General features: G+C 56.1%; 12 protein-coding genes and 3 pseudogenes. 7 read left to right on the forward strand and 8 right to left on the reverse strand.

Features of this window, described 5'->3' with window-relative positions:
* Window positions 1–119 precede the first annotated feature (119 nt).
* The 3 genes and pseudogenes from guaB to EGY08_RS22830 form a co-directional block, all read left to right on the forward strand.
* A complete protein-coding gene (guaB, locus tag EGY08_RS22820; RefSeq protein WP_004123540.1) occupies window positions 120–1586 on the forward strand; it encodes an IMP dehydrogenase in 1467 nt (488 codons plus the stop codon).
* 68 nt (window positions 1587–1654) lie between these two features.
* Entirely contained in the window at window positions 1655–3232 is a 1578-nt protein-coding gene (gene guaA / locus EGY08_RS22825; protein WP_123828952.1) for a glutamine-hydrolyzing GMP synthase, read from the forward strand.
* A gap of 319 nt (window positions 3233–3551) precedes the next feature.
* Window positions 3552–3722: pseudogene (locus EGY08_RS22830) on the forward strand (helix-turn-helix domain-containing protein); the annotation flags it as partial.
* Here the strand turns inward: EGY08_RS22830 and EGY08_RS22835 are convergent.
* From EGY08_RS22835 to mdlC, 6 genes and pseudogenes are all read right to left on the reverse strand, one after another.
* Complete coding sequence (locus EGY08_RS22835; protein ID WP_123828956.1) at window positions 3719–4627, reverse strand: ketopantoate reductase family protein; 909 nt, start codon at window positions 4625–4627, stop codon at window positions 3719–3721. The pseudogene EGY08_RS22830 and the gene EGY08_RS22835 sit on opposite strands and share 4 nt — an antisense overlap.
* Window positions 4624–4890, reverse strand: a pseudogene (locus tag EGY08_RS31450) (OprD family outer membrane porin); the annotation flags it as partial. The gene EGY08_RS22835 and the pseudogene EGY08_RS31450, both read right to left, overlap by 4 nt.
* Window positions 4891–5016: 126 nt before the next feature.
* Window positions 5017–6495 (reverse strand): aldehyde dehydrogenase family protein, encoded by a 1479-nt coding sequence (locus EGY08_RS22845; RefSeq protein ID WP_004123527.1) that lies wholly within the window; start codon window positions 6493–6495, stop codon window positions 5017–5019.
* 34 nt (window positions 6496–6529) lie between these two features.
* On the reverse strand, window positions 6530–7108 hold the full coding sequence (locus tag EGY08_RS31135; RefSeq protein ID WP_227635290.1) for an MFS transporter: 579 nt from the start codon (window positions 7106–7108) through the stop codon (window positions 6530–6532).
* Between the two features lie 18 nt (window positions 7109–7126).
* On the reverse strand, window positions 7127–7864 hold the full coding sequence (locus EGY08_RS31140) for an MFS transporter (protein WP_227635291.1): 738 nt from the start codon (window positions 7862–7864) through the stop codon (window positions 7127–7129).
* A 70-nt stretch (window positions 7865–7934) separates the two neighbouring features.
* A complete protein-coding gene (mdlC, locus tag EGY08_RS22855) occupies window positions 7935–9524 on the reverse strand; it encodes a benzoylformate decarboxylase (RefSeq protein ID WP_004123521.1) in 1590 nt (529 codons plus the stop codon).
* A 119-nt stretch (window positions 9525–9643) separates the two neighbouring features.
* Between mdlC and EGY08_RS22860 the strand changes: the two genes are divergently transcribed.
* Window positions 9644–10549, forward strand: coding sequence for a LysR family transcriptional regulator (locus EGY08_RS22860; protein WP_004123517.1), 906 nt, complete (start codon window positions 9644–9646; stop codon window positions 10547–10549).
* A gap of 90 nt (window positions 10550–10639) precedes the next feature.
* Window positions 10640–10849 (forward strand): annotated as a pseudogene (locus EGY08_RS22865) (IS5/IS1182 family transposase); the annotation flags it as partial.
* Between the two features lie 720 nt (window positions 10850–11569).
* Here the strand turns inward: EGY08_RS22865 and EGY08_RS22870 are convergent.
* The gene (locus tag EGY08_RS22870) at window positions 11570–12766 is read right to left on the reverse strand and encodes an MFS transporter (RefSeq protein WP_087828495.1); all 1197 of its coding nucleotides are present in this window, start codon (window positions 12764–12766) and stop codon (window positions 11570–11572) included.
* Between the two features lie 98 nt (window positions 12767–12864).
* Here EGY08_RS22870 and EGY08_RS22875 point away from each other — a divergent pair, with 98 nt between their 5' ends.
* Window positions 12865–13752: a LysR family transcriptional regulator gene (locus EGY08_RS22875; protein WP_004123509.1), complete on the forward strand. Its 888-nt coding sequence runs from the start codon at window positions 12865–12867 to the stop codon at window positions 13750–13752.
* A gap of 16 nt (window positions 13753–13768) precedes the next feature.
* Here the strand turns inward: EGY08_RS22875 and EGY08_RS22880 are convergent, their stop codons facing one another.
* Entirely contained in the window at window positions 13769–13960 is a 192-nt protein-coding gene (locus EGY08_RS22880) for a YfgG family protein (RefSeq protein ID WP_004123505.1), read from the reverse strand.
* Window positions 13961–14330: 370 nt separating this feature from the next.
* Here EGY08_RS22880 and EGY08_RS22885 point away from each other — a divergent pair, with 370 nt between their 5' ends.
* On the forward strand, window positions 14331–16553 hold the full coding sequence (locus EGY08_RS22885) for an EAL domain-containing protein (RefSeq protein ID WP_004123503.1): 2223 nt from the start codon (window positions 14331–14333) through the stop codon (window positions 16551–16553).
* Window positions 16554–16580 lie beyond the last annotated feature (27 nt).

Raw genomic sequence — 16580 nt, forward strand, 5'->3', positions numbered from 1 at the left:
CGATAGTAACCTGCTGGGAGGGGATCGCAAGTATTATTTGCAAAAAAGGGTAGATGCAATCGGTTACGCTCTGTATAATGCCACGGCAATATTTATCCACCCTGGTCGAGATATTGCCCATGCTACGTATCGCTAAAGAAGCCCTGACGTTTGACGACGTCCTCCTCGTTCCCGCTCACTCAACCGTTCTGCCAAATACCGCCGATCTCAGCACTCAGCTGACGAAAACCATCCGTCTGAATATTCCTATGCTTTCCGCTGCAATGGATACCGTGACTGAAGCGCGTCTGGCAATTGCCCTGGCACAGGAAGGCGGCATCGGCTTTATTCATAAAAACATGTCCATTGAACGCCAGGCTGAAGAAGTAAGGCGCGTGAAAAAGCATGAATCCGGCGTGGTGACCGACCCGCAGACCGTCCTGCCAACCACTACCCTGCGCGAAGTTAAAGTGCTGACCGAACGCAACGGTTTTGCTGGCTATCCGGTGGTCACCGAAGACAACGAGCTGGTCGGCATCATTACCGGCCGCGATGTGCGTTTCGTCACCGACCTGAACCAGCCGGTTAGCGTATATATGACGCCGAAAGAGCGTCTGGTTACCGTTCGTGAAGGTGAAAGCCGCGAAGTGGTTTTTGCCAAAATGCATGAAAAACGCGTTGAGAAAGCGCTGGTTGTGGATGACAGCTTTCATCTTCTCGGCATGATCACCGTTAAAGATTTCCAGAAAGCGGAGCGTAAACCGAACGCCTGTAAAGATGAGCAAGGTCGCCTGCGCGTTGGCGCAGCGGTTGGCGCGGGCGCGGGCAACGAAGAGCGCGTTGATGCGCTGGTTGCCGCGGGCGTAGATATTCTGTTGATCGACTCTTCGCACGGCCACTCTGAAGGCGTACTGCAGCGTATCCGTGATACTCGCGCTAAATATCCTGACCTGCAAATCATCGGCGGTAACGTGGCGACCGGCGCGGGTGCTCGGGCGCTGGCGGAAGCCGGCTGCAGCGCGGTGAAAGTGGGTATCGGTCCTGGCTCCATCTGTACGACTCGTATCGTGACCGGCGTGGGTGTTCCGCAGATCACCGCCGTTTCTGACGCGGTTGAAGCGCTGGAAGGCACCGGTATCCCGGTTATTGCCGACGGCGGTATCCGATTCTCCGGCGATATCGCGAAAGCGATTGCCGCAGGCGCAGCCGCAGTCATGGTTGGCTCAATGCTGGCCGGTACCGAAGAATCCCCGGGTGAAATCGAACTCTACCAGGGCCGTTCTTACAAATCCTACCGCGGTATGGGTTCCCTGGGCGCGATGTCTAAAGGTTCCTCCGATCGCTACTTCCAGACCGATAACGCCGCCGACAAACTGGTGCCGGAAGGTATCGAAGGTCGCGTCGCCTATAAAGGCCGTCTGAAAGAGATTATTCACCAGCAGATGGGCGGCCTGCGCTCCTGTATGGGTCTGACCGGTTGTGGTACCATCGACACCCTACGGACCAAAGCGGAATTCGTGCGCATCAGCGGCGCGGGTATCCAGGAGAGCCACGTTCACGACGTGACCATCACTAAGGAATCCCCGAACTACCGCATGGGCTCCTGATTTTCATCGCCCGGCCACGCGCCGGGCGATTTATTTAACCTGTATCACTTGCCTCGGAATTATCGTCAATGACGGATAACATTCATAAACATCGTATTCTTATCCTGGACTTCGGTTCTCAGTACACCCAGCTGGTTGCGCGTCGCGTTCGTGAATTAGGTGTCTATTGCGAACTGTGGGCATGGGACGTGACTGAAGCTCAAATTCGTGAGTTTAATCCTAACGGCATTATTCTTTCCGGCGGCCCGGAAAGCACCACCGAAGATAACAGCCCGCGCGCGCCCCAGTATGTCTTCGAAGCCGGCGTGCCGGTATTCGGCGTATGCTACGGCATGCAGACCATGGCTATGCAGTTGGGCGGACACGTTGAAGCGTCTAATGAGCGTGAGTTTGGCTATGCGCAGGTTGAAGTTCAGACCGATAGCGCCCTGATCCACGGTATTGAAGATGCGCTGAGCGCGGATGGTAAGCCGATGCTGGACGTCTGGATGAGCCACGGCGACAAAGTTACCGCCATCCCGTCTGACTTCGTCACCGTCGCCAGCACCGAAACCTGCCCGTTCGCCATTATGGCTAACGAAGAGAAGCGCTTTTACGGCGTGCAGTTCCATCCGGAAGTGACCCACACCCGTCAGGGTCTGCGCATGCTTGAGCGTTTCGTACGCGATATCTGCCAGTGTGAGGCGCTGTGGACGCCGGCCAAAATTATCGACGATGCCATCGAACGCATTCGTCAGCAGGTTGGCGACGATAAAGTGATTCTCGGCCTCTCCGGCGGCGTGGATTCCTCCGTTACCGCTATGCTGCTGCACCGCGCCATCGGCAAAAACCTGACCTGCGTCTTCGTGGATAACGGTCTGCTACGTCTGAATGAAGCCCAGCAGGTTATGGACATGTTTGGCGACCGTTTCGGCCTGAACATTGTTCACGTTGAAGGCGAGGCGCGTTTCCTGACCGCGTTGGCGGGGGAAAACGATCCGGAAGCGAAGCGTAAAATCATCGGCCGTGTATTCGTTGAGGTTTTCGACGAAGAAGCGCTGAAGCTGGAAGATGTGAAATGGCTGGCGCAGGGGACTATCTACCCTGACGTGATCGAGTCTGCGGCTTCCGTAACCGGCAAAGCGCACGTTATCAAATCTCACCACAACGTGGGTGGTCTGCCGAAAGAGATGAAGATGGGCCTCGTTGAGCCCCTGCGCGAGCTGTTCAAAGATGAAGTGCGTAAGATTGGCCTCGAGCTGGGTCTGCCGTACGACATGCTGTATCGCCACCCGTTCCCGGGACCGGGCCTCGGCGTGCGCGTGCTGGGCGAAGTGAAGAAAGAGTACTGCGACCTGCTGCGTCGCGCTGATGCCATTTTCATCGAAGAGCTGCACAAAGCCGATCTGTACAACAAAGTGAGCCAGGCATTCACCGTATTCCTGCCAGTTCGCTCCGTTGGCGTCATGGGCGATGGCCGTAAGTACGACTGGGTGGTTTCCCTGCGTGCTGTCGAAACCATCGACTTTATGACCGCGCACTGGGCGCATCTGCCGTACGATTTCCTCGGCCGCGTGTCCAACCGCATCATCAATGAAGTCAACGGTATTTCCCGCGTGGTGTATGACATCAGCGGTAAGCCGCCGGCGACCATTGAGTGGGAATGATTTCACGTCTGGCAACAGCCTGCACGTAAAAGCAGTAAAGTACCTGTAAGCCCGCGTAACAGCGGGCTTTTTTGTTTTTGTGTCTGGCACTTTCTGGCAGCTGTTAGCAACGGGAAGCACGGTTTTTTCAATGGAATTTTTGATGGTACTCTCTGGTTTTGAATTTTGATCTCCTCCCTGAAAACAGTACCAGGGTCACCTTGCTGGTGTGGATTTCACAGCGCTCACGAGAGTGCTACCAGTTGGCCGCCAAGCCCAGGGAGCGCGGCCTGCAGTATCTGGAAAACCTGACGCTGCTGATCGAAAGTACTTCAGGGAGCACCAGCGCATCATGCCCGAAGCCAAGCGCAACCTTATCTACACCTCGATGACGGTTGGCCAGGTCGCCGACAGCCTGGGGTTCGTCGAGCAGGCTTACTTCTCACGGTTCTTCAAGCGCACAACGGACCTGACCCTGAAGGCGTTTCGCCTTCAGCGCCGGGAAATCTAGCCTTCGCTCAACTTCACCAGGCTGAACAGCATCTCCAGCACTGGCGTGGCGACGCCCAGGCGCTTGCCACGCTCGACCACCGCGCCATTGATGAAATCGATCTCGGTTTTGCGACCTGCCTCGACATCCTGCAGCATCGACGGTTTGTGCTGCTGGTGATTGCGAAAGGCATAGTCGACAGCAGCGATAACCCGCTGCTGATCAGCATCAACGCCAGCAGCCTGTGCAACCGCCACGGTTTCGCTGACGATGCGGGAGGTCACCTGCCGTCCCTCTTCAGCGTGGCCGACCGCGCCCACGGTCCGGCGGGTCACCGCGCAAACCGAATTGAGCGCTGCGTTGAACGCCACCTTCTCCCAGATCGACACCTGCACCTGCGGATCGGCCTTGCACGGCAAACCGGCCTGGCTAAAATTCGCCGCGATTTCGTGCACGGTCGGGCTGTCCTTACCATTGCCTGTCCAGATATTGATGTGCCCTTCGCCGTGGCTGTGCACCACGCCAGGCGCGACAAGGTCTGCCGGCAAGTTGGTCATGCCGACGATGATGCGCTCGGCCGGAACCACGCGGGCGATGAGCTCGGCATTGCCCAGCCCGTTCTGCACCGAAAGCGCCCAAGTCTGCGGCCCCACCAGGTGGCGCACTGACTCGATGGCGGCGGCGGTATGAAACCCCTTGGTAAAGATCACCAGCAGGTCGAAGTGGCCTGTCACTTGGTGTGCACGAGAGATCGGCACCCTGACGCTTTCCTGTACGTCAGGCGTCTCCAGGCGCAAGCCCTGGCGAGAGATGACCTCGATGGTCGTCTCCGACGCCTCCACGAAAGACACGTCCTGTCCAGCCAAGGCCAGGCGCGCACCAAACAGTCCGCCCATCGCCCCTGCGCCCACTATTGCAATTTTCATTGCTGCTCCTTCGAGTAAATGAATGGCCACTTCAGGAAGCCATTTTCTGTCTCACAAATAAATGCGTACCCGGCAAAACATAAATGCCGTCTATGTCCTAAGGCATTGCACCACCGCTGACCCACGCCATGCCCGCCGATTGTCAGGGTGGTCATGGCGCCGTAACTCTTGTTGTCGATATCGCCATACAATGCTTTGCCGTCTTCACGGTTCTGGGAGTGGCGCAACTCGGTCTGCAGCGAGTAGCCGGTCGACAAGACGGACGGTTGGACAAGTCCAGGTAATGCTGCTGATAAATGTCCTCGATCTGGCCGTAGAAAACAGAAGAATCACGGCGTCAGTGGATTCGCAGGACCAGGCGCAAGCCGAAAGGAACCTGCGCCAGTATGCTAGAACGGGTATTTGCGTGGTGTCATCTGCACGCTGATCCAGTGATCGGTGGTGAATTCCTCGATTGCCCACTCACCGTTGAAACGCCCCAGCCCCGAGTTCTTCTCACCGCCAAAGGGAGCGTGTGCCTCGTCGTTGACCGGAATGTCGTTCACATGGGTCATGCCAGCCTTGATTCGACGCGCGAAACGCGCGCCGCGCTCCAGGTCGGCGGTGAACACGGCGCTAGATAGCCCGAACTCGCTGTCGTTCGCAAGCGCCAGCGCGTGGGCCTCATCTCGCGCGCGCTGAATGCCGACCAGCGGGCCGAAAATTTCCTCGCGGGTGATCTCCATTTCTTCCGTCACATCGGCGAACACGTGAGGCGGCAGCAGTTGCCCACGCACGTCACCTTCGACGACTGGACGGGCACCCTCCTCCCTGGCCCGCGCTACCTTGCTCAGCAACGTGTCCAGTTGCTTGCGGTTGATGATAGGCCCGACTACGGTATCCGGCTCGCTGGGGTCGCCCACCTTCAACGCCTTGACCCTTTCGGCATAGCGCTCGACGAATCGGTCATACAGTGCGTCCTCGACGATGATGCGGTTGATCGCCATGCAGATCTGCCCCTGGTGCAGGAACTTGCCCATCACCGCCGCTGCTACCGCCTGCTCCAGGTCGGCATCGGCCAGCACCACGAACGGGCTGTTGCCGCCCAGCTCCAGTGCCACGTGCTTGAGGTGCTTGCCACCGCTGGCGATACGGCCAATGTTGGCGCCCACAGGGGTCGAGCCCGTGAAGGAGATGAATTTGGGTACCGGATGCTCGACGAACGCATCACCAATCTCGGCACCAGAGCCGACCAGCACGCTAATCACGCCTGCCGGAACGCCGGCTTCCTCGAAGATGCGCGCGGCCAGCAGGCCGCCCGTCACGGGGGTATCGCTCGCGGGCTTGATCACCACGGCATTGCCCAGGGCCAATGCCGGTGCCACCGAACGCTGGGTGAGGTGGAGCGGGAAGTTCCATGGGCTGATCACCCCCACCACACCCAGAGGCTCTCGGTAAACGCGATTTTCCTTGCCTGGGACGTTGGACGGCAGAATGCGCCCGTGCACCCGCGCCGGAAAAGAGGCTGACTCCAGGGTGATGCTGCGCGCAGCGCCCCACTCAATTTGCGCCTTGATGCGGGTACTGCCCGACTCGCGGATGATCCAGCCGATGATCTCCTCGCGACGCTCATCGAAGATCTGCACCGCACGGTGCAGGATGGCCGAGCGCTGCCCCGGTCCTATCATCGCCCACTCGACCTGGGCGCGCTGCGCGGCCTGATAGGCTTCGTCCAGGTCATCGCGGGTAGCCTGCTTGATCTGCAGCAGGGTTTCTCCGTTGTACGGATCGCTGACCTGCAGTGATTGCGGCGCACTGCCTTCACGCCATGCGCCGGCAATCGGCAGCAGGTGAAGATCGCGATACGGCGTGTGATTGACTTGACTCACGGAATATCTCCTTTATCAGCATTGGGCACGTTGTTCAGTGATGGGTGTCTGCCGGCTGGGCATTCAAGCCCACGCTGGCAACGGCCCTTCTTTTGATCATGGCAATGGCGAAAATCGCCACCAATCCGGGGACCGCGCAGAGAATGAAATTGATCTGCAGTGGCAGGTTTATGCTCAGCATCAGGCCGCCCATTGCCGGGCCAGCCACGGCCCCGAAACGGCCAATTGCCGAACACCAACTCACGCCCGTCGCACGGATCTCGCTCGGGTACTGCTGTGCAGCGAAGGCGTGGATGACGGCCAGGGTGCCGATGGTGGTGGCACCGGCGATCAGCAACATAGCGTTGAGCAACAGCGGGCCAGGCTTGATACCCAGCGTGCAGAGTGAGATCACCGCCAGCAGAAAGAACAGTATCAACGTGGGCTTGCAGCCCCAGCGATCGGCGAGCCAGCCACCACCCAGGGCGCCGAAGGTGGCGCCAATGTTCAAGGTCACCAGGAACATCAGGCTCGAACCCAGCGGGAAGCCACCGGCGACCATGATCTTCGGTAGCCAAGTATTGAGCCCATAGACCATCAGCATGCACATGCCAAACCCCAGCCACAGGAACATCGTACCCACGCCACGTCCTTAGGTGAACAGACGCGACAACGGTGCCGCGCTCGAAGTGCGTACGGGCGCATCGAAACGTACCTGGTCAGCGTCGACGGCGGGATCGATGCGTTTGAGCAGCGCACTGGCCGCGGCCTTGTCCTTTTTCAGCAGGAAGTTCAGCGACTCGGGCAGCTGGCGGTACATCCACGGCAGGAACAGCAGCGGGATGCCGCCCACCAGAAACGTTGCCTCCCATCCAAAGCGAGGAATGATAAACATGGCTACCAGAGCAGAAAAAATTGCCCCGATCGAGTAGAAGCTGAGCATGATAGTGGTCATTCGGCTGCGACGTGCTTTCGGTGTCAGATCATTCATCAACGCGACGATGTTGGGGATCGCCCCCCCCAGCCCGACGCCGGTGACGAAACGCAGAGTTGCGAAACTCTCCGCATCCCAAGCCCACGCGGTACCCAGCGTGCAAACACTGGCCAGCGTCATGGCGCTGAGAATAACTTTGCGCCGTCCCAGGCGATCAGCCAGCGGGCCGATGACGACAGCGCCGAACATCATGCCGAACAGCGCGGCACTGCCCATCCAGCCGGCAATGACCGGAGTCAATGCCCAATGCTCCATCAATTGCGGCACGACAGAGCCGTAGATGACCAGGTCATAGCCATCGAACAGCATGATGAAGGAACACCAGAAAAGTAGGGTATAGTGGAGTTTTCCAAGCGGAGCGGAGCCCGCGACATCCAAGGCACGTCGTTGAGTCATTGTTGTATCTCTTATTGTTGTTATCGAGATTAGTGAGCGAGGCGCCGGCGGCGACCACGTTCACATGAGGTCAGTGAGGCTGGATGGTCAGGGTCGGCACCTCGATGACGGTGGGTTCATTGGCGTCCAGCGCAGTTCGTAGTGCCGCCTTGAAGCTGTCCCGGGTATCGGTGTGTACGGCCTTGACCCCATAGCCTTTGGCAATGGCACAGAAGTCCAGGCCGGGAACGTCAAGGCCAGGGGAGTCCTCGGCCTTGAGCACCCCGGCAAACCAGCGCAGGGCACCGTAGGTGCCGTTCTTGAGGATGATGAACACCACGGGTACCCGGTATTGCGCGGCCGTCCAGAGCGCGGTGATGCCGTAGTTGGCAGAGCCATCACCGATCAGTGCGACAACTCGGCGCTGCGGTTGGGCGAGCTGCACGCCAACGGCGGCCGGCAGGCCGAAGCCCAGGCCACCCGCTGCCGGGAAGTAATAGCTGCCTGGATGACGCAGGTTCATGCGCTGCCAGAATGCCGTGGTTGTCGAGGTTGATTCCTTGACATAGATGGCATCGTGCGGGGCGACTGCATCGAGTACATCGAACAGCGTTTCCGGGTGCAGGTGGTGCGGCTCGTCGGTGACACACTCAGGCGCAGCGAGTGCTTCTGGATACGGCCGGGACTGCTGGACGACTTCTTCGGCCAGCACGCGCAGGGTTTCCTTGATGTCGCCGACCAGCGCATGGCCCATGGGTGCTCGTGCAGCCTCTAGCGGATCGGAGGTGATGTGCAGCAGTTGCGCCCCGACCGGCAGGTAATCACCGGGGGCAAACTGGTGATAACGGAACACCGGCGCACCCACCACGATGATCAGGTCATGGCCTTGCAGGGTCTTGCTGATGCCAGCGATAGCCGCTGGCAGCACGCCCCGGAAGCTGGGGTGACGGGTAGGGAACGGGCAGCGCGACGCCGACGGGGCGATCCAGACGGGCATGCGCAGCTTGTCAGCCAGGGCCACTGCGTGGTCGTTGGACAGCGTCGCATCGACATCGGGGCCCAGTACCAGCACCGGATTGCGTGCGTCTTGCACTTGCTGGACCAGCACCTGCAGTTGCCGAGCGTCTGGCGTACCTGCCGTCTGCACGTCGCGCTCGATCAGGTGCTCGACGCCGGGTCCCGAAGGCTGATCCCAGTCATCGTAAGGAATCGACAGGTACACCGGTGCTTTCGGCGTGGTGTTCGCATACTGGATCGCCTGGCTCAGGGCACGCGGTACGTCCTGGGCGTTGGCTGGTTCGTAGCTCCACTTCACCAACGGCTTGGGCAGTTGCGTAGCATCTACGTTGGCCAGCATGGCCTCTACCCCGATCATCGGTCGCACTTGCTGACCCGCGGTGATCACCAGGGGGCTGTGCGAGTACCAGGAGTTGGTCAGCGCGCCCATACCGTTCCCCGTGCCTGCCGCAGCATGCAGGTTGACGAACGCCGGCTTGCCGCTGGCCAGCGCATAACCGTCGGCCATGCCCACCACCGCACCTTCGTGAAGGCCGAGTACGTACTGAAAGTCTTCCGGGAAGCTCTTCAGGAACGGCAGTTCGTTGGAGCCGGGGTTGCCAAAGATGGTGGTCATGCCGTGGCGGCGCAGTAGCGCATATGCAGCGGAGTGAATTGTTTTCATAAAGTTAATATTTAGTAAATGTCATGTAGTTCAACTGTAGAGAGATGACTAAAATCGATCAAATAAATACTTTGACTTCAGCGCATAAACACTATCTATATACAACGGGAGATTAGCCAATGGCCGGTTTCGACCTCAACCTGATCACGACTTTCGTCACGCTCTATGAAACCCAGAGTGTCACCGTGGCTGCTGAGCGACTCTGCGTGACTCAGCCATCAGTGAGCTATGCATTGGCCAAACTCAGGGAACAGTTCGATGACGCCTTATTCGTACGTAACCAACAAGGCATGCAACCTACGCGGCTGGCTACTCAGCTCTATGAGGGATTCAAGGAAGCCAGCCGTAGCATCAATGATGCCGTTTCTGAGGCACGCAAATTTTCCCCATCAACCTCAAAGCGACGTTTTCGCCTTGCCTTGTCGGATTTGGGGGAAATTGCTTTGCTGCCAAGAGTGCTCGACCGTCTCAACCAGATGGCGCCGAGTATCGAGCTTGACATCGTGCCGCTTGAGATCGACCAGGTCGCAACATGGCTGAACGATGGGCATATCGACGCGGCTATCTGTAGTCAGATATTGCCGGGGGCCGGCATTACCCACCAAAGGCTGATGAGCGAGCAATACTGTTGCCTGGTCGATGACGCTCATCCACGTATTGGCACGCAGATGAACATGCAGCAATTTCTCGCCGAACCCCATGCAATTGTCACCCGAACATCCGGCCATGGCATGGTAGAAGACGTCCTGAAAAAAATGGCCGTCGAGCGCCGAGTGCGGCTACGCATCCCACATTTTTCGGTACTGCCAAAGATCATCCCCGGGACTGAGATGATCACTATCTTGCCCTATCGCATTGCCTGGAGCTTTTGCGAATTTCCAGGAGATAAGCCATTGAAAGTCGTCGATCTACCTTTCGAGGTACCATCTTTCGAAGTGACCCTGCACTGGCATTCGCGAAGTGAAAAATCCACTTCGCTGAAGTGGTTCTGCGAGCAGATTGAGGCTGCACTTGGTGAGCCTTAAGACCGCTACCGGCAGATTCTGTTGAAAAAGTAGCGACCTCTCCGTGCCGACGGCAGAATCACTCTGTCGGTGAACGCGGGGACGAACAGCATGATGGGACCGCTACCGGGTGGACGGCTGCGCCTGTTCTACTCGTTCAATCTGGAAGACCATATCCCAGTCCAACACCTCCTGCGCAGTATCGACCAGTGTCTGGATCTGCGTGATCTACTCAGCTACCTTGCGGATTTCTACAGCTCCAGCGGACGCCCCTCGATCGACCCAGAGTTGATGATGCGGATGCTGGTCATTGGCTACTGCTAAGTGGGCGATCGCTAATGGAGACAGGGATTTGTCCCGCGTAGCTCTCTCCGTTCTGGCAAAGGTAGCAGTCGTAATATCGCAAGATTTAAAGTGCTTAGTCGATGACCCTGCTGTCGTTACTTTGCCCTGCCACCAAGCATACCGCAGCAATATTGATTACCAGCGGCTTAGGTACTGGTGCCGTGAAAGTCGCAAGATCGTTATCGTTTACCAGGATAGAAACGGTATCGAGACGCAGCGTACCGTCTGGCCGTTCATGATGGGCTTATGTCACAGGAGCGCAAGTGGTGATCGCATGGTGTGAAATGCGTGAAGACTTTAGGGTATTCCGAGACGAGCGGATCAAGGTCGTCAAGTTTTGTGAGATGCAATACCCAGTCCTCACAGCCGTACTACGTAGAGACTGGATGCAGCGTCAAGCGCTGTTGGCAGTTCAGACAGGCTCTCAAAAGTGATGTTGATCCTTTATGGTATTTGTCATGGTTTTAAAGTTTTTCGTGCCTTGTAGGCTTCGGATTTACTGGTCTGTGCGGGGCTATTGATAATTGAGTGGGAATAAATTGTATTCTTTGCGTTAATTGAATAAAAAATAATGCCATTAGTGATTGACGTCATTAATGGCATTTTTCATAACAATATCGCCGGATTACGGCATTCCCTGAGACGATAAATACGGTTTGTCTTACCGAGAAATCAAAAGTCACAGGGGTCATACTGTCAGCCCCGTTCTTCAATCGCCGCGGGCGAACTCTCACGTTGATACCATGCAATTGACATCGCCAGGCCGAAAACCACCAGCGCCAGCGCGGCGGAAATCGCTAAACTGCCTCTCATCCCAAGATGATGATTCAGCCACGCGTAGGCAAACGGCGAGGCGGCGGCCAGCAGCTGCGCGGGAATCAACAAAATGCCGGTTCGCCGGGCATAATCCTCCGTGGCGAAAAGCTGCAGCGGCAGGGTGGCTTTAAATACGGTCGTCAGGCCGTTGATCGCGCCGTAACCCAGAACAAATCCACCAGCCGCCCAGGAGAGATATGACCCGCTCAGACCGAGCGCAAAGCAGAGCGGCATCGCCAGGGTGGTCAATATCGTTAGCCTTAACGGCGTAAGGGCGGAACCGGACGCGACTTCGAGAAAGCGCGCGCCGGTTTGCCCAATCCCCCACAGCATTCCCACTGCGACAGGCAGCCCAACGCTGGCGATAAACTCCGGAAGATGCGTCGAGGTACCGTTGGAAACGAAGGTCACCAGCGCAATCAGCGACGCGTAGAGCAGGGCGGAGCGCTTATCGCGGCCAGATAGCCGCTGGCGTTTAATCGCCAGCTGGGGTGGCGGCAATTTATTATTTGGCATTTTCCACAGCAGCATAGCGCTAAGCAGGCCGAACAGGGCATAGATCAGCAGCGCATGCCGCCAGTCCATCTGCGTCAGCAACCCTGCGCCGAGCGGCCAGAACAGAGCCGAAGCCAGCCCTCCGGCCAGCGTCACGCGCGAGATGATGAGTCTGGCGCTTTGCCCATAGATATTGACCAGCGCGGCAAACAGCGCGTCATAGAGCGCCAGGCGCATGCCGAACCCGGTCAGGGCCCATGCGGCGAACCAGGCCGACAGGCTATGGACGTAAGCCATGATCAGGCAGCCTGCTGAAATCATCAGCGTACCTGTGACCACTATCCGTTGGCCGCCAAAGTGGGCCAGTAGCCGGGCGACAAATGGGGAGAGCATTGCCATCATGAGCATGGCGATAGTCAGGCCGAAGTAGATTTCCGTTGCGGCCCAGCCGGTCTCTTGGGCGATAGCTCTGGCGAAAGTGCCGGGCATATAAAACGATATTCCCCAGTTAATCAACTGGTTGCACCCGGCGGCAAGGGTGACAAAGCCCGGCGCGGAGAGTGATTTTGCAGGTGTTTTCATGATCGTCCATTTTGTTACGCTGTTGTCGGCAGCATACCCTGCACGCTATTGTGGAGGCAGGCCGGTCCATTTATGACCCTTATAAGAGAAACTTTGTGATGACGACGCTCAATCTGGGAAATCTGGCGACGTTCCGCCTGGTGGTACAGCGCGGAAGCTTCTCAGCCGCAGCTGACCTGCTGGGGTTGTCGCAGCCCGCGGTAAGCCTGCAGGTACGTCAGCTGGAACAATTTCTGCAGACCAGACTGCTTGAGCGCACCGGGCGAGGCATTAAGGCGACGGCGGCGGGAATCGCTTTGCTGGCGCATAGCGATCGGATTGAGCAGACGGTGAGCGCGGCGGTGCAATCGGTTAGCGAATTCAACCGTGAAATTAGCGGTTCGGTGACGTTGGGTACCGGGGCAACCGCCTGTATCCATCTATTACCTCCGCTGTTGCAGAAGCTGCATCAGGATCATCCTCTGCTGACGGTCAGGGTCACGGTTGGCAATACGCTGGAGGTCGTTCGGGCTATCGAAGAGAATCGGCTCGATCTTGGGCTTTGTACGCTACCGGCGAACGGACGCAGCCTGGCGGTAACGCCGGTATTAAATGAAGAGTTTGTCTGTATCTTCAGCGATGGGCAAGACGAGCTGTCCTCGCCGCTGACGCCAGAGATTCTGCAATCATTGCCGCTAATTGCTTTTGAAGCGGGTAGCGGAACCCGGGATCTGATTGACGGCTGGTTTCGCCATAATGGACTAATGGTCGTGCCCGTCATGCAGTTAGGCAGCATTGAGGCGATTAAGCGCATGGTGCGCGCGGGACTGGGATACAGCATTGTGCCGCGTATGGCGGTAGAGCATCCGCAGGATAGCATCGGCCTGAAGGTGCAATCGTTGACTCCGCTGCTGTATCGTCAGCTAGGCGTCGTTATGCGCCAGGATAAAATCATCAGCAAAGGCATTGCTGAATTGCTGCGTTTGCTACCTCAAATCGGTTGCTGAACGCGGTACGCAGCGCTTATTTTTGTACGGGCGTTTTCAGCGAGTCGGCAGGTTCAACAGTAATGGTGGATTGCTGCGACTGCTTCTTATCCTGATGATGATACCAGGCGCCGATGGAGGAGTAGACAAAGCGTCCAAAGAAGAAGATAAAGCTGATAAGCAGTACGATACGGGTCATGCGACGGTTAAATCGATGTCGTTTACGCATACTGGGTGCCTGACTCACAAAAGGTTCCTTAAAGTATACCCAAAGGATGGGCGATGTGCGTATTAAGGCACAGTAAAGCGGAAGGGTCAATTGATGAGAATGTAAAAATCCCAAGGCTAAAACATTAATAAATGTTATATAAGATAATCCTCGTATTTACATGCTTTCTGCTTATCGCAGATTGATGTTAAAAAAAAAGCATTATTAATATTAGCCTCGAGATTTCTTGATTTATATCAATCGTCTATTTTTTTCGACATCTAAAATCATCAGCAAGTTACGCGTTGTTATTCCTTGCGCGATTATGATGGTTGGTTGGATGCCTGCCTGAATATACCCTGCAGGATTTAGGGTTATCCGTAGAGCATCTATGAAAATAATTAAACTATACAGACAATATCGAGATAAATGGTGGGCGTTGCCGCTGATCTTGCCCATTCTTTTACTCCCTCTGGCAAGATGGGCTAACACCGATGCATTACTCAATGGTAATGAAGTTTATCTTTACTATTTACCCCTGGCGTTAGTACTGAGCCTGATGCTGTTTTTCGGCTGGGCCGCTTTGCCGGGCATCGTTCTCGGTTTGTTACTTACCATTACGCGCGGCATGACGCTGGAAGATTCCATCGGCGTGATTTTTCATTTTCTTATTCCGACGGTTCTTTGCTGGGGCGGGTATCGCGTTTTTGTCCCGCGCAGGCAGCAAATCTCGCACGGTAATGTGCGACTGATGCCTCAACGTTTATTCTGGCAGATGCTGCTACCATCGCTGATCTTTCTTATCCTTTCCCAACTCGCCGAGTATTTGGGGATCCATCCGCGCGCAACCGGTTTGATTGGGGTCAACCCCTTAAGTTTGCGTTCGCTTATCACCTTTCAGGCCCTGATGGCCGGATGTTTAACCGGCGTGCCGCTATGCTACTTTCTGATTCGAATTATCCGCAACCCGCTCTATATTCGGGGTTTTGTTTCTCAGATTCGCCTGCAGATCGATCCAAGAATAAAGCGCTTAGAATTTATTTTATGGGTGGCAGTGCTGATCTTTTTATTGGTGCTGCTATTAATGCCGTTGAATAGTACGAGCACTATTTTTAGCACGAATTATACCTTGTCCTTGGTTATGCCCGTGATGCTGTGGGGGGCGATGCGTTTTGGCTATCGCTTCATTTCATTGGTTTGGTCCCCTATATTGATTGTTATTATCCACTTTCATTATCAATATCTCCCGCATTCACCGATTTACAGTAATCAGCTAGCTATTATCTCCTCAAGCTATCTGGTGTTTTCATTTATTATCGCCTATATGGCGATGCTGGCGACGCAGCAGAGAATTTTTTATGCGCGCATGCACAGGATGGCCTTTATGGATCCGGTTGTACGCTTGCCCAATATCCGGGCGCTAAGTCGGGCGTTAAATAAATTCTCCTGGTCAGTGGTGTGCTTCTTACGCATTCCCGAGCTGGAAATATTGGGCCGCCATTACGGCGTTCTGTTGCGTATTCAGTACAAACAACTGCTGGCCGAGTCGCTCAGCGAGCTATTGCAGCCTGGTGAGGATATCTATCAGATGGCCGGGCACGAGCTGGTTATCCATCTGCACAGTGAAGACCATCAGCAGCGAATCCCCCTGCTGTTTGACCACCTCAAAAAGTTTCGCTTTGTCTGGAATGGTATGCCGCTGCAGCCGCCCGTGGGACTCAGCTATTGTAACGTTCGCTCTCCGGTGACGCATCTGCATTTACTGCTTGGAGAACTCAGCGGCGTGGCTGACCTTTCGCTGGCGACCGGAAGTCCTGAAAATTTACAGCGCCGTGGCGCCATTAATACGCAGCAGGAGCTGAAAGACAAAGTCACGATAATGAATCAGCTGGTAAAGGCGCTGGAGCACGATCGCTTTATTCTGATGGCACAACAGATAGTCGGCATCCGGGGGGATAGCTATCATGAAGTTCTGCTGAGAATGCTGAATGACAACGATGAAATCATCATGCCTGATGTCTTCTTACCGGTGGCGCACGAGTTTGGACTGTCGGCGCGCATCGACAGTTGGGTCCTCGAACATACGCTGATCTTTATGGACAAGCGGCGCAAAAAGCTTCCTGGAATGCGTCTGGCGATAAATATTTCACCTTTTTCTGTGAGTAACAGCCATTTCCATCAGCAGGTAAAAACGCTGCTGGAGCATTATGACATCGAACCCTGGCAGATTATTTTTGAGCTGACGGAGAACCATTCGCTTACCAATCCCGAGCAGGCACGGAAAACCCTGGCGCAGCTTCAGGACCTGGGCTGTCGGGTCGCGATTGATGATTTTGGCACCGGCTATGCCAGCTATGCGCGGCTGAAAACGCTGAATGCGGATTTGCTGAAAATTGACGGCAGTTTTATTCGTAATCTGGTGACCAGCAGTCTGGACTATCAGGCCGTTGCCTCTATTTGCCTTCTGGCGAGGATGAAAAATATGCAGGTGGTGGCTGAATATGTCGAAACGCCAGAGATTCGTCAGGCCGTGGTTTCACTGGGGATCGATTATATGCAGGGCTATGATATCGGCAAGCCGGCCCCGCTTGAGGCGTTGGTTGAGGATGAATAAGCGAATGGGCCGGATTTTCCGGCCCAT

This window comes from Klebsiella sp. FDAARGOS_511 (assembly GCF_003812845.1).
GTDB classification, from domain to species: Bacteria; Pseudomonadota; Gammaproteobacteria; order Enterobacterales; family Enterobacteriaceae; genus Klebsiella; species Klebsiella grimontii.

Bases quoted from the DNA above. Each gene is read 5' to 3' on its own strand.
- guaB (WP_004123540.1), top strand. From the start codon at position 120: ATGCTACGTATCGCTAAAGAAGCCCTGACGTTTGACGACGTCCTCCTC.
- guaA (WP_123828952.1), top strand. From the start codon at position 1,655: ATGACGGATAACATTCATAAACATCGTATTCTTATCCTGGACTTCGGT.
- EGY08_RS22835 (WP_123828956.1), bottom strand. From the start codon at position 4,627: ATGAAAATTGCAATAGTGGGCGCAGGGGCGATGGGCGGACTGTTTGGT.
- EGY08_RS31135 (WP_227635290.1), bottom strand. From the start codon at position 7,108: ATGTTCCTGTGGCTGGGGTTTGGCATGTGCATGCTGATGGTCTATGGG.
- EGY08_RS31140 (WP_227635291.1), bottom strand. From the start codon at position 7,864: ATGACTCAACGACGTGCCTTGGATGTCGCGGGCTCCGCTCCGCTTGGA.
- mdlC (WP_004123521.1), bottom strand. From the start codon at position 9,524: ATGAAAACAATTCACTCCGCTGCATATGCGCTACTGCGCCGCCACGGC.
- EGY08_RS22860 (WP_004123517.1), top strand. From the start codon at position 9,644: ATGGCCGGTTTCGACCTCAACCTGATCACGACTTTCGTCACGCTCTAT.
- EGY08_RS22870 (WP_087828495.1), bottom strand. From the start codon at position 12,766: ATGAAAACACCTGCAAAATCACTCTCCGCGCCGGGCTTTGTCACCCTT.
- EGY08_RS22875 (WP_004123509.1), top strand. From the start codon at position 12,865: ATGACGACGCTCAATCTGGGAAATCTGGCGACGTTCCGCCTGGTGGTA.
- EGY08_RS22880 (WP_004123505.1), bottom strand. From the start codon at position 13,960: ATGCGTAAACGACATCGATTTAACCGTCGCATGACCCGTATCGTACTG.
- EGY08_RS22885 (WP_004123503.1), top strand. From the start codon at position 14,331: ATGAAAATAATTAAACTATACAGACAATATCGAGATAAATGGTGGGCG.